The sequence below is a fragment of the Pedobacter suwonensis genome (assembly GCF_044762335.1).
In the GTDB taxonomy this organism is placed as follows: Bacteria; Bacteroidota; Bacteroidia; order Sphingobacteriales; family Sphingobacteriaceae; genus Pedobacter.
Genome location: NZ_JBIWEB010000003.1, coordinates 22,590 through 35,880 on the forward strand (window position 1 = coordinate 22,590; position 13,291 = coordinate 35,880).

Below are 13,291 nucleotides of genomic sequence, written 5' to 3' on the forward strand. Positions count from 1 at the left end.
CTTTTCTATAAAGTATTTCATAACTATTCGCTTCCCTTAAAAATATTAATCGATGCAGTTTTCCAGTGAATGTAACCTAAATTGCCGCAGGTTTGGGCTACAAAGTTTTCTACGTCTTCTGGCACGTCATTAACTACACGCCACCTGATTTTATATTTTGGATTATAACTGATATAAACCACTAAATCATCACTGCGTTGCCCAACGGCATGCAAAGGTTGTAAATGAATATCCTGCAGATCTGCAGCAGCATTCCTTAGTCTTTCATTCATGATTCTACCTAATGAAAGATCCGGTTTAAAATCTGTTTCGAGTATGGCTAAAACGGTAACGGTCATAGAAAAAATAAATATATCAGCAAACTAACCAGGAAAGAAGCCTTTTGTTTAAAATCATCTATTATACATCGAATAATTTCGATGATTTGTTCTTTGTCGTGTCTCTCCAAAAACAAATCTATACTAAAAAAATTAGTATCAAAATTTATTTTTATCTTTTTTTTAGCCAATTTAATAATTATAGAAACGCATGACATGAATTAAATCGCCATTAGTCAGTCATAGACTGCATAAAACAACTTAAATACCTGAAAGTTAAAGTTCTATAACATATACTGGATTAAGCACATAAAAATTGCGTCTATGCAACGGGAAGCCCTGATCAAATAGGAGAGAATTTAAAGCATATTATTAATTGGAAACGCTACCTCTCCGCATTTCCTGACGGAAACATGCTGAAAATCTTCAATGCTTTAAAACGAAATATCAAAACCTGTCTGCCAATGCTGATATTGGCTAATGATGTGAGGTTGAAAGTTTCATTAACAAGCCGGGTGATCTAAACGCTTTCGCCAGCGGGGTAATCAGGTATCTGGCAGTTTAGTTCAATGAAAAGTCATTAGTCCACAAATTAGTCTTAAGTCCTAAAATATACAGCCCTAAGTTAAAGTTTTCATTAGGATGAAAGACTTCTATTTAATGGCAGTGGATATAGTGACAATAGAGCAATGATCAGTGAACTAATGACTAATGCACCATCTAAATGGCTATACTTTCGATTGCTTTATCTAAAGCTAAATCCTTTAGACCGGGAATGCTTACGCCTTCTGCACGATATACGGTTACATCAGTCATACCCATAAAACCCAGAACCGCCCTAAGATAAGATTCTGTAAAATCATAAGGTTTCATCGGCCCTTCTGAATAAACACCACCAGAAGAAATCGCCAAATACACTTTTTTGTTTTTCACCAAGCCTTCAGGACCATTTTCGGAGTACCTGAATGTTTTACCGGCACGTGCAATATGATCGATCCATGCTTTTAGTGTTGATGCAATACCAAAATTATACATTGGGACACCGATTACAATCACATCTGAATCTTCAAGTTCGGCAATAGCCTCGTCAGAATGTTTTATAGCTGCTGTTAATTCTGCAGTATGATTCTCTTTAGGTGTAAAAAAAGAATTGATGTGCACCTCTTCCAAATGTGGAAACGGGGTATTGGTAAGATCGTGTACGGTTAAAGTGTTTCCTGGATTTGCTTCCTGTAACTTTTCTACAATGGCATTTCCCAATTTAATACTGAAAGATGCTTTGCCCCTAGGGCTGGATATTAGATGTAATATTTTCATTTTTTTTGCCTTTTAAATGTCTGGCAAAATTATAGATACACCGTATCAAAAAGCTACTACTATACAAAAGGATAGTGCTATCCTTTTGTATAGCTGCTTATTTTTTTCAGAAAATAAAACCTATTTACCCAGTTTACCAGATAAGGCATTGACCTGCTTTAAATGTTTTTTAAGGATGGGTAAATACTTTCCTGCATATTTTTTAACATCAATATCAGAAGATTGAGCAGCTTTTTCAAACAATGCAACAGCTTGTTGATGATCTGAGACCATCATCTCTACATAAGCTTTATCAAATGCGCCTCCACTCAGGCTGTTCAACCGGCTGATTGCATGGGTTACTTCCGCTTCCGCGTTACCTGTTCTTGGGGCTAAGCCTGTGTTACCTGCCTCGCCTCCGGCGTTCCTGGTACGGGAAGTATCTTTCAAGTTTTCAGGAGCAGAGTCAACTCTGCCATCAGGTCTTAAACCACCTTCCGGAGTGCTCATCGGCAAGGTTACTTTTTTAAGTTTCGCTAATGCCCTCAATTCCTCATTGGCCTGGTTATGGTCATCAACCATCATCTGCCCAAATGCCTTAATTTTTTTGTCAGTTGCTTTATCTGCAGCAAGCTTTCCGGTTAAAACTTCCTTCATTCCTGCAATTGCAGCCTGCTGCAAAAATTGCTCGATAGTAATGGTATCTTGCTGAAGACTGTAACCAGTTAAAGTTGCATAATGCCAATCGGCATTTGCAACTGCATTAAATGAAGTAGCTGAAATGATCATTCCCACTACGGCTATTTCACGGGTTTTAAAACGTTTTTTCATAATAGATCAGTTAAGGTATAACGCACTAATAGAACCATACCAGTAATTAAAAAGTTTGAACAACCTTATCATTTAAAACCCTACAACAATAGGGTTTAAGATTTTAAATTTCTACTAAACTTAATCCATTTTCATCCTGTTCTATTATAAAAAACATAAACTATGGAAAATCAAGAAAACAACCAACCGGAAGAAGAAATTCAAAATATCGAACAGTTCCAGATTAACCGTTCGCAAGGAAATGCATCTGAAGGACATGCTACGCCCCAACCAGATGGCGATAATGACTACACAGAAGATGAGATACCATTTGCGGATGGTGAAGGGACACAATTGGATGAAGAAATTCAGGATCCCGAAGATGATGAAGAGCTGGAAGAAAAGGATAACTACAATGAATCTGACATAGAAGAATTGGATAACGATCCTAATGCCTATGACGAGGAAGATAGCGAAATGCTGTAACACATTATTGTGTCAAAAAAATGCCAGGCTTTGAATAGCCTGGTATTTTTTTTATTTAACTACACCGCACTAAACACCAATTTCATAAGATATTAACATGATGAACATTATGTTCAAACAATTATCCATTCACCACTTCTCCGCCATTAACATGCATTACCTGCCCGGTAATAAATGAGGCATCATCTGAAGCCAGGAATACGTAAGATGGACCAAGCTCCGACGGCTGCCCTGCTCTTTCCATTGCGGTTTCAGACCCAAATGACTTGATCTTTTCTTCATCAAAGGTAGATACAATGAGCGGTGTCCACACCGGGCCAGGCGCCACCGCATTTACACGGATACCGGTTTTAGCTAAATTTGTTGCCAGTGAACGGGTAAAAGATGTTATCGCTCCTTTCGTTGATGAATAATCGATCAGGTTTGGAGAAGAACGGTAGGCGGTCACCGAGGTTGTATTGATAATGGTATCGCCCGCCTTCAAATGGTTCAATGCTTCGTGGGCGAAATAGAAATAGCCAAATATATTGGTCCGGAAAGTATCTTCTAATTGCCTGTCATCGATCCCTTTCGGATCTTTCTGCGGAACCTGCATTCCAGCATTATTTACTAAAATATTAATCTTTCCGAATTTTTTAACTGTTGTTTCTACGGCTTTTTTACAAAAAGCAGGTTTTTTGACATTGCCTTTAATCAGCAGGCAGACTTTTCCTTCAGCTTCAACCATTTTCCTGGTTTCTTTTGCATCTACATCTTCATCCAGGTAAACAATGGCTACATCGGCTCCTTCTCTTGCAAAATGAACAGCTACCGAACGACCGATTCCACTATCTCCACCGGTAATCAATGCAACCTTATCAGCTAGTTTGCCCGATCCTTTATAATTTGCTTTAATCACTTCCGGTCTCGGATCCATTTCTGCCTCGATACCAGGCTGTTTGTTTTGCTTAGCAGGTGTTTTCTGTGTTTTCATCGCTTCTTATCTAATTAAATTTCACTCTAACCATTAAACAAGAACATCTTCCGCAAAGTTTTAAGAACCTCTCCCCTGGCATAAAATCCAGGCTTGGGCTAAAATGAACAAAATTTATTTTGATTTCTATTGCCTTTCCGAAAAGGCATCATCAAATTAAAAGGAATATTTATTTACTCCCTTACACAGGAGAAAATGTTTTGATTTTATTGACCGAGAATAAATCTGAACAGGAAAAACTTTATCATTATCTTTCCATCGATGCTTACCGGTTGAAAAAATAAAATTGTAGAAGAAGCGCCCAACATTGAAATGATCTTTGTTGGTTACAAAAATGAACAATGTAAAATGATCTGGAGCTAAAATATATTCCTGCATCAAAATGGCACGACGCTAATTAAAAGCTTACTAAACATATCGATGGGAACAAATGTTAAGCATTTATGAAGTTTATTTTATTGTCACTGTGTTTTTTCGTGTATATGCTTAACTCGTACGCTCAATATGCCGACAGCACCAATTACCACATGCTGCTTACATCAACTGGTTCTATTAACCGAACCAATAACGACCGCGCTTATTTATTGAATAATGCACTTAATTTTGGACTAAAAAAGAAAAGTTTTGTATTAAATTCCACTTCGGCATGGTTGTATGGAAAGCAAAACAGCTATTTAACGAACAATGATTTTTCTACCACGTTAAACTTTAACCTCTATAAAACCTTTCCACATTTTTACTATTGGGGTTTAGTGAATTATAATACCAGTTATTCCTTAAAGTTAAAAAATCAATTGCTTGCCGGCGGAGGCATCGCCTACAGCATATTAGACAAGCCAAACGCATATATTAACCTGAGCGACGGCGTATTATTTGACCAAAGTAGCCTGATTGTGGGCGATAGCTATCACACTTATCGTAATTCACTCAGAATGCAGTATCATTTTGCCATAAAAGAACTCATTACGATTGACGGAAATCATTTCCTGCAAAACTCGTTTGACAGAAACGGGGATTATATTATCCGCTCTACCACTACACTCGGCTTGAAATTACGCAAATGGATTAGCCTCACCACCGCTTTGAATTATAACAGACTCAACATTACCCGCAGCGAAAACCTGAACCTGACCTACGGGTTAACGTTAGACAAGTATTTTTAAATCGTTTTCAGTTGATCAGCCAGTAATAAATATTAATTCTTAGTTTCTATTTATTCTCTTTTACTGTCATCCTTGAACAATGAAAGATCTTCATTTATCCGTAAAACTGCTTTAGCAAGCACATCAAATCATCAATTAATAGGCCTGGGGTTGAGTGTTTACCGTGTTAATTAACAGATAAAATAAATGCAGGCATAGCAAATTCTTAGATGCTTTAACAATTGTTGATAATTTTATAAAAATAAAACCCGCTGGAATAGAACACTTAGCATTTTTTATGGTTACAAGCGACAAAAAGAAGTTCGAAGATATGCCATCAAATGATAATTTTGTGTTATGGCAAATATAAACGTTAGAAAATCGATCCAAAATAAAATCGAATCATTAGCTAAGGAAATTGAAACCTTACAGGCGGAACTAAAGAGGTGGGAAAAAATTGCAGCCGATTATGAAATTAACTCGGAAAGCATTGATTTGATTTTATCGATCCAATTACCAGAAAAACCTGAACCAAAAGCCAAAAAGGTAAAATCGTAAAGCTTTAAGAATGATTCCCGGACAATATCCGGGAGTTCATTGCATCACGACTTCGGATTATTTTAGGATCGATCAAGAAAGATGCTGACCACGAAGTAGCTGTAAGGCAGTTGAAAATACTATCCTGCTGGTAAAACAAGCTCAGTATAACGATTTCGAGAGACAAAGGGTATTACTCTACAACCTCTTCTACCCTTTTTAGCGGAATTTTAGCCCGAGGTTTAAAATTACCATTAGTATTACCTTCTTCAGTTAAAACAGGTACTTTCTTTGTCGTTTTCTTCTTAAATTTTCTACCATACCAGATCAAAAATCCGGTTATGGGTAAACTAGCCCCTATTAGTGATGCTAAAAAAGCCATTACTTTGCCCGGGAAACCCAAGATGCTCCCCACATGGATATCGTAATTCATTTTCCTTAGTTTACCACCAAAGCCAGCTTTTTCGTAAGCAATGGAATAAACCCCTTCGGGTTTAAATTCTTTTAAAGTATGCTGATCGAACGTATAACTCTGGTTATTGTAAAACTGACCGGCATTTGGATAAACGATGATATTGATGGTAGCTTTTGCTTTTGAAGTATCAGGAAAATTGTAGTAAAAACCCTTCGATTTTGGATGGCGGCTAATGACTTTCTGCCAGGCCAGATCCATCACCTTTTCTGGGGTATAGAATTTTCCAACAGCCAGAGAATCTGATTCCACTCGTCGAAAATCGCCCAATTTGTCGCCACCAGAAGTTACCCAATATAAACCTTCACTGTACCATTTAATGCCATAAACCATGCCGGTTAAGGCGATAAATAATAAAAAGATCAAAGAATAAAAACCGAGTACATTATGCAAATCAAGGTTTACCCTTTTAAATGAAGCGCCCCATTTAATTTTGAAACTCTTATCTCGGGTTGATTTGTTCCATTTTTTAGGGTACCACCAGATTAAACCTGTAATGAGCAAAATTACAAATATCATGGTACCATAATTTACAATAGGCCTTCCGATAGCATAGGGTAACCATAAAAAACGGTGACCATTGAGGATAAACCTAAAAAAATCAACCTCTCCCTTTTTATGAACCACTGTACTGATTACGGCACCTGTGTAAGGATTAATTTTTAAATTCGTGCCCCCTCCACGACGCCCTTCATCCTTTTTTCCCCTTAAATTTAAGCTGATTGACCTTCCCTGTTGATACTGTGCATAAGAAGGAATTTTATCAGGATAAAGCTTAAACGCAATTGCAGTCAGCTGCGATGGTGTAATTACAGGTTTATCTTGCTTTTCAACCTTGGTTTCCGGCTCCAATAAACCTGTAATTTCTTCATTAAAAACCCAGATACAGCCGGTTATGCAAACAATCAGAACAATGATACCAGATACGAGGCCAAGCCAGAGGTGAAGCCATTTATTGATTCTGCTAAACAATGAATCTTTATTTTTTTTCTTTACCGGGTTGGTTTTATTTACTGTTGCCATTATGCTGTTCTGTTTAGTTTTATCATTAATATCTGAGGCTATTTTAAATGTTGAACAGCAGTAATTACGCCGCCCTCCACTTTTAAGCCTCTTGTAGCCGTTGCGGTAGCAGCATCAATTTTGTACACGTAGCTTGTACCATCACTTAAGTTAAAGCCCATGTAAGCCAGTTTTCCATCTTTTGGCGTGTAGTTGTTCGTAGTAACGCTAGAAACAGCACTTTCGGCAGGAAGTCCGCTAACCTTTTTAAAGGTTTTATCAACCACATTTAATACTCCAATGGTCTTACCCACTGTATAGGCACCTTTATTGGCTTTTAATACCGCATTTACGATAAAATTATTACCACCGATATAAATCCAATTGGTAATTGCATAACCACCAGATGCAGACTCAAAATCAAGAAAATAAGTTAAGTCGAACTCGGTGGTACCGGCTTTAATTTTGGTAATGGCTGAAGGTTTTGTAGAGGTGATTTTAGAATCGGTCAGCACATCTGTGGTTTCAGTATTATCGTCAACAGCCACTGAAGTCGAAAATGCATAAACATCTCCGTTTTCAACTACGCCCAATCCATCTGTAAAATATCTTCCGATAAAACTCGTGCGGTCGTCTTTAATCACTTTCTCTAATTTCATCTCCGGATAAGAATATACAGCTATCCAGGCCGTGTTAGGGTATTTCGTCCAGAATCTGCTGCCGTAGATACAGAAAAATGGTGCATAAACTTTGTTTCCTACCTGTTTAATCCAGCTAAAGTGTGCAATTTCTCCATTGTTTGCTGGAAGAGTAGCATCCAATGTCCCTTCGCCGGAGATTAAAAGGCTATTGGTATTTACTTTATACCAGTTTGCTGTTGGAGCGGCTAAATTTCTGGGGATTTTAACCAATAACAGATCATCGTTAACCGGCGCAAAAGCCTGAACGGTTTCCGTCTGAAAATTAGAAACCTTATTTAGTTTTCCAGCCAAAATGTTATAAGTAGTTACTGCCCCCGGATTTCCCTGTCCGTAAAGCATGCTGAAAAACTTATTGTTGTGCGTAACATAATAACGGTAAGTTCCGTCCTGCTCCACTCCGTTTCCGGCGGTAGAGATTGTACCTTTTTCCAGATCGCTAGCTGTAAGCAGGTAATCTGCAACACCTGTAGAGGCAACTGGTGTAACCGCCAGGATAAAATTGCCCGGGTTTTCAGGAACATTTTCGCCTTCTTCTTTTTTTGAACAAGAGATAAGTACGGCAGCGAAAGCTAGAGCGATAAACGCTTTGGTAAAGTTTGTTTTCATATTACTTTTATTTATCTATTTAATTATTGATTTTAATTGATGAAATATCTCAGGTTGAGGTAGAACGCCCGACCGGGTTTTTGAAGGCTAAAATTGTCGAAGAGATCGGCATTGGTGATATTCTTGGCTTCTACCCCAATATTATAGCGGCCATGCTTTAAACTGTACACCAGGTTTAAATCGTGATTGAGTTGCCGGGGAATCACTTTTTTATCAGCAGTGGCTCCCTGACTTGGCCAATACAGCCAAAAAGCATGCACATATAATAAGTTATAACCAATTGACAGGTTATTGCCCTCATGGCCCACATCTTTCAACGAAACCGAAACATCTCCGTTTCCATACAAGTAAGGAATGTTTGGCATCTGATCCAGGTATACATTGCTTACATTGGCAAACTTTTGGCCTGTACCTGGATTAATTTCGTATTTCTGAAGGTTTTTAAGGTTCTGGTAAGTAACGGTAGTACCAGCACTTAACCAGTTTTGATACGAATACCTGATTTCGGCATCACCACCTACTGTCCTTACCCCATCACGGTTATCGGCAACCAGTTTCGATTGATTTTGGTTCAATCTGTTATAGATAAAATTGGTTGCATTACGGTATATGCCATTAGCCGTAACGGAGAAGTTATGCTCCTTATTTATAGAAAAGGCGTAACTGATTCCTAAATTAAAATTATCACTTTTTTCGGGTTTTAAACCCGGGTTGGCATCCTGGTTTTCTACATCGCCAAAAATCTCCTGAGCTTCGGGCATGCGATTGGTTAGTTCGTAAGAGGCTTTTAATTGCATGTTACGGTTAATAAAGTAGGTAACCGCAGTACCATAGCCCAGTCTATCGATACTGTTTTTACCAGCATTGCTGCCGTTTCCGTTCACGTTGCCCTGATTGATATATTTACCAAAAATGGTTGCCCCCCATTTATCTTTTACATCAAAATTATAACCAAGCCCCAGCACATTCTTATTGGTTTTCTTTGGCCGCTCGTAATCTGCATTAGTTGGATTTAACTCATCACTGCCTTTTCGGTTAAAAGTGGTAAATACATTACTTAACGCTACGGATTGATTGTCGTCTATTTTGTAGTTTAACATCGTTGTTGCCAAACCGTTGTTGTTTTTGTATTTGTACAAACTCCGTGAGCGTTCGCCATTCGTTCCATTGGGTTTGCTGTTCCCATACCAGTCATACCGCACATTTAAAGTATCTATATTCTGCTCGTGCCCTAAATTGTAATTGGCGTTAATGGTTACATCCAAACCTTTGATCAGGTTTTCTTTCTTATATTTTAAGGTGGGCATTAAGATATTTCCCCTGCGGTGCCAGCCACCAAAAACAGAAACCATTCTGGCCCCAGTTTGTATTTCCTTATAATTCTGGCCAACAGTAATACCAAACAATAATTTATCGGCATAGCTTTTACTCACCACACCCACATTTGCAATTAAAGTTTCGTTATGGTAAGTATCGTTAAACCTCCTTAAAGAGGCTATAGGTGCATAAGCTCCGGTATAAATATCTGAGGCTTCTACATTAACCTTATAATTGTTATCCGAATAATTCTGGAAGGCATTTAATTGAAATGTTAAACCGTTTGCTGAAGTAACTGCGGCATTAATTACGCTTCTATGCGTATTAAATGACCCAAAAGAATAAGAAACATCAGCATAGTTGCGGTAACGATCGCCGGTTACAATGTTAATGGCGCCACCTAAAGCATCAGAGCCCAACCACATGGGTACCACACCTTTATACACTTCTATTCTATCGGCTATATTAATGGGGATATTATTGATCTGGAATGATGATCCAAAATTATCCATTGGAATACCATCGATAAAATACCTCACATGATTACCAGAAAAACCGTTCAGTGAAAGGTTGAAATTTGATCCAACCCCGCCCGATTCTCTTACCCGAATACCGGCAACGCGATCTAAAGCACCAGAAATATCAAGCGTGGTGTTATAAAGTTTTTTGGCATCAACAGCAGTCACGTTAAAAGCCTGCCGGTTCACTTCCTGACTGGTGGTTCTACCGATTACATTAACGGTTTCCATTTGCTCAGCAGATTCTGAGAGGCTGAAATTGAAATTCCCGGCCTGTCCATCTGCAAGCTTAATTTCCTTTTTTTGCGTTTTAAAACCAATTGCCGATACCTGTAAGGTGTAATTACCCAAAGGAATATTGGAGAGTTTAAAATTCCCGTTCTGATCTGTTAAAGTGCCGTAATTGGTTTTATGTAATTTAACGGTGGCACCGGGAAGGGGCTCACCACTGCTGGTTTTAATTTGCCCGGAAACACTCAACGGTCGATTTTGGGCGGAAGTAAAAATTACACAGGCACATAGTATGCCCAATAGCAAAATTTTCTTAATTTGCATGACTTTTAATGGAGATTAAAGGTGAGCCGGATTTCCGGTTTTGCCACACGGGTCCGAACCGTGTGGCTTTCTTATCTTCGGCAAAGATAGAGCTTATTTAGATCAAGTCCAAATAAGAATACATATAATTTATGCAGATATATCCCTCTTGGCTCATAAATAAGTATAGCTTTCTGAGCATTTGACTATTAGGTGAGTTTATCAATCTCGAAAAGCTTAAAACCCTTTCGTCCCAAAACGTGTTAAACATATACAACAAAAACAATGTATATGAAAAAGTTTATTTATGTAATGGCTGTTTCTGCCCTGGCCTTTCAGGCTTGTAATGGTGGGAATAAAGATGCCAAAGAAAGCGCCGATAGTTTAAACATGGCCAAAGACACCACCACCAATACCGCGGCTACAGGCGGAATTGCAGTAGACGAAGCAGATGCCAAATTTACCACAGAGGCAGCTGTTGGCGGAATGGCAGAAGTAGAATTGGGAAAATTGGCCCTCGAAAAAAGCAGTAATCCGCAAGTTAAAGAATTTGCAACCATGATGGTTAAAGATCATGGTATGGCAAATACAGAGTTAATGGCGATCGCAAAACAAAAAAACATTACCCTTCCTAGTACTGTAGATGATGAGCATAAGAAAAAAATGGAAGACCTGAGCAAAAAGACAGGTACTGATTTTGATAAGGCTTATGTAAGCGCCATGGTTGATGGACACAAGTCTACCTTAAAATTAATGGAAGATGAATCAAAGGATGGAAAAGATGCAGATCTTAAAGCTTTTGCAACTAAGACCGCACCAATTGTTCAAAGCCACTTACAAATGATCAATAAAATTAACGATAGCATGAAATAACATGCGTTAACAGTTATCATGAGAGAAGGCACGGTATATCGCACCTTCTCTCCATGATGATTTCTTTAAAAATTTAATGACTTAACATTATTTGTCACGTTGAGTTTAGCCTGCGCTGAGCTTGACGAAGTATCAAAACGCCGTTAAAGAATTTTAAAAGTCCTTCGAAAAGATCAGGGTGAAAATTTTTACCGGTAATATACTTTTATACACTAAACAAGACCGATTATACTTCAGATATATACTGATGTCTAAAGCTCTGGTGGCGTATGCCAATCAATAAATGATTTTCTGCTCATCATTTTCAGATAAGGATAATTTCCATTCAACTGTTTTCGCTGTTTGAGTTCATATAAAAAATGTCCACCTAAATCAACAATGATCCTGGCAGTAGCAGCATACCATACACTATGGGGCTGTTTCCAGCAAAAAGAATATAAATCGGAAGTTAGTTTAATTCCTTTCAGTTCGGGATGGTAAAAATTAAGTATTTTTGGATTGGCTAATCCCTGCATAACCTCCGCTTTCCGAACCATTGAAAGGTGATCGGAATGACAAAACTCATATCCTGATAACTTGGGATCATCCACATCGGGAAGGTGCTTCAATATTTTAAAGCCCTTAAATTTCTTACCATTCAATACCCATATCAAATTTGGATAAAAAGACTCCCTGCTGTTTAGTTCTGCAAGTGTTAGCGGCGAATTTTGAAATTCGATGGTATAACCGGATGGAGTAAATATATCTGCCCGGTGAAGATCGGAATTGGCAGCATCATAAAAGGCAACTTCTCTAAATGACGGTGGAAAAGCCAGCTTCCAATCGCGGTGCCAGGCCGTTTCCTTTCTGTAATGTTCCTTTTTAACTAATGGAATACCCGGAACCATTTCATCAACAGAAATATCTCTTCTGATTGCATTATCCATTCTCTGCATTTACAATAAAAAATCAATTAGGGAAACACAAAGCTAAACTAAAATTTTTAGTACAACAAGCCTCATTTATACTTTATTAAGCCACAACTTACAAGCGTAAGTCACCGAGCACACAGGCTGGAGCAACTATTCTTTAAAACTCTGCCCCTGGACCTCCGACTTCGGAATCTGTTTTTTATTAACCGCAAAGTACGCAGCGTACTACGCCGAGCGCACAAAGAGTTGAAAGCATATCTTTAAATATCTTGGTCTTCGGACCTCCGGCATCAGAATTCTGTCTTTTATTAAACCGCGAAGTACGCAAAGTAATACGCCGAGCGCACGAAGAGTTGGATGCATATCTTTAAAAAAATCGATCTTTGAACCTTCGGCACCAGACTTCTGTCTTTTACTAAGCCGCAAAGTACGCAGCGTAATACGCCGAGCGCACAAAGAGTTGAATGTATATCTTTAAAAATCTTGATCGTCGGACCTCTGACTGTTAGACTCCAAACTATTCGTTAACTTTGCAGTATGACCATCCAAGAAATACAGCAGTTAGAAGATTTTTTTGCCCAGGCAGGCAAGCAGCAGGTTCCCATTTATCTGAATGAGGCCACAGTAATTACCGATTATGATCATTTTTTGGAAAGCCATCTTATGCCGCTAAAGCTCAATCCCGATGCAAAAGTAAATCAACCGCTTATTCACAGACTGAAAATGCTAAAGCTGCTGATTGAATCAAATGTTTAGGGTAGTAAAACTAAAGTAAATCACTCAACAGAATTGTTAA

General features: G+C 38.3%; 13 protein-coding genes. 5 read left to right on the top strand and 8 right to left on the bottom strand.

Translation table 11 applies throughout. The features are described from left to right. Positions 1-23 precede the first annotated feature (23 nt). The 3 genes from ACIQXP_RS05990 to ACIQXP_RS06000 form a co-directional block, all read right to left on the bottom strand. Complete coding sequence (locus ACIQXP_RS05990; protein ID WP_134203646.1) at positions 24-338, bottom strand: hypothetical protein; 315 nt, start codon at positions 336-338, stop codon at positions 24-26. Positions 339-1,037: 699 nt separating this feature from the next. Beyond that, entirely contained in the window at positions 1,038-1,634 is a 597-nt protein-coding gene (locus ACIQXP_RS05995; RefSeq protein WP_387505126.1) for an FMN-dependent NADH-azoreductase, read from the bottom strand. Positions 1,635-1,754: 120 nt separating this feature from the next. Beyond that, positions 1,755-2,444, bottom strand: a complete 690-nt coding sequence (locus ACIQXP_RS06000; RefSeq protein ID WP_387505125.1) for a DUF4142 domain-containing protein — start codon at positions 2,442-2,444, stop codon at positions 1,755-1,757. A gap of 162 nt (positions 2,445-2,606) precedes the next feature. Here ACIQXP_RS06000 and ACIQXP_RS06005 point away from each other — a divergent pair, with 162 nt between their 5' ends. Then, the gene (locus tag ACIQXP_RS06005) at positions 2,607-2,909 is read left to right on the top strand and encodes a hypothetical protein (protein WP_293741103.1); all 303 of its coding nucleotides are present in this window, start codon (positions 2,607-2,609) and stop codon (positions 2,907-2,909) included. A gap of 121 nt (positions 2,910-3,030) precedes the next feature. Here ACIQXP_RS06005 and ACIQXP_RS06010 read toward each other — a convergent pair whose 3' ends face one another. Next, positions 3,031-3,882 (bottom strand): SDR family oxidoreductase, encoded by an 852-nt coding sequence (locus ACIQXP_RS06010; protein ID WP_387505124.1) that lies wholly within the window; start codon positions 3,880-3,882, stop codon positions 3,031-3,033. 443 nt (positions 3,883-4,325) lie between these two features. Here ACIQXP_RS06010 and ACIQXP_RS06015 point away from each other — a divergent pair, with 443 nt between their 5' ends. Beyond that, positions 4,326-5,045 (top strand): DUF481 domain-containing protein, encoded by a 720-nt coding sequence (locus ACIQXP_RS06015; protein WP_391527756.1) that lies wholly within the window; start codon positions 4,326-4,328, stop codon positions 5,043-5,045. Positions 5,046-5,381: 336 nt separating this feature from the next. Further along, positions 5,382-5,582: a hypothetical protein gene (locus tag ACIQXP_RS06020; RefSeq protein WP_387505122.1), complete on the top strand. Its 201-nt coding sequence runs from the start codon at positions 5,382-5,384 to the stop codon at positions 5,580-5,582. Positions 5,583-5,754: 172 nt separating this feature from the next. Here the strand turns inward: ACIQXP_RS06020 and ACIQXP_RS06025 are convergent, their stop codons facing one another. Genes ACIQXP_RS06025 through ACIQXP_RS06035 form a run of 3 tightly spaced genes read right to left on the bottom strand, consistent with a single transcriptional unit; the run spans position 5,755 to position 10,732 of the window. Next, a complete protein-coding gene (locus tag ACIQXP_RS06025) occupies positions 5,755-7,056 on the bottom strand; it encodes a PepSY-associated TM helix domain-containing protein (RefSeq protein ID WP_387505121.1) in 1,302 nt (433 codons plus the stop codon). Between the two features lie 38 nt (positions 7,057-7,094). After that, positions 7,095-8,342, bottom strand: coding sequence for a DUF4374 domain-containing protein (locus ACIQXP_RS06030; protein ID WP_293741107.1), 1,248 nt, complete (start codon positions 8,340-8,342; stop codon positions 7,095-7,097). A 32-nt stretch (positions 8,343-8,374) separates the two neighbouring features. Further along, the gene (locus ACIQXP_RS06035; RefSeq protein ID WP_387505120.1) at positions 8,375-10,732 is read right to left on the bottom strand and encodes a TonB-dependent receptor; all 2,358 of its coding nucleotides are present in this window, start codon (positions 10,730-10,732) and stop codon (positions 8,375-8,377) included. Positions 10,733-11,002: 270 nt separating this feature from the next. Here ACIQXP_RS06035 and ACIQXP_RS06040 point away from each other — a divergent pair, with 270 nt between their 5' ends. Next, positions 11,003-11,584 (top strand): DUF4142 domain-containing protein, encoded by a 582-nt coding sequence (locus ACIQXP_RS06040; RefSeq protein WP_387505119.1) that lies wholly within the window; start codon positions 11,003-11,005, stop codon positions 11,582-11,584. A 251-nt stretch (positions 11,585-11,835) separates the two neighbouring features. On the opposite strand, the gene ACIQXP_RS06045 is transcribed toward ACIQXP_RS06040, so the two are convergent. After that, positions 11,836-12,510, bottom strand: coding sequence for a competence protein (locus ACIQXP_RS06045; RefSeq protein WP_387505118.1), 675 nt, complete (start codon positions 12,508-12,510; stop codon positions 11,836-11,838). Positions 12,511-13,032: 522 nt separating this feature from the next. Here ACIQXP_RS06045 and ACIQXP_RS06050 point away from each other — a divergent pair. Then, positions 13,033-13,251 (top strand): DUF6965 family protein, encoded by a 219-nt coding sequence (locus ACIQXP_RS06050; protein WP_090979705.1) that lies wholly within the window; start codon positions 13,033-13,035, stop codon positions 13,249-13,251. The last annotated feature ends 40 nt before the right edge of the window (positions 13,252-13,291 follow it).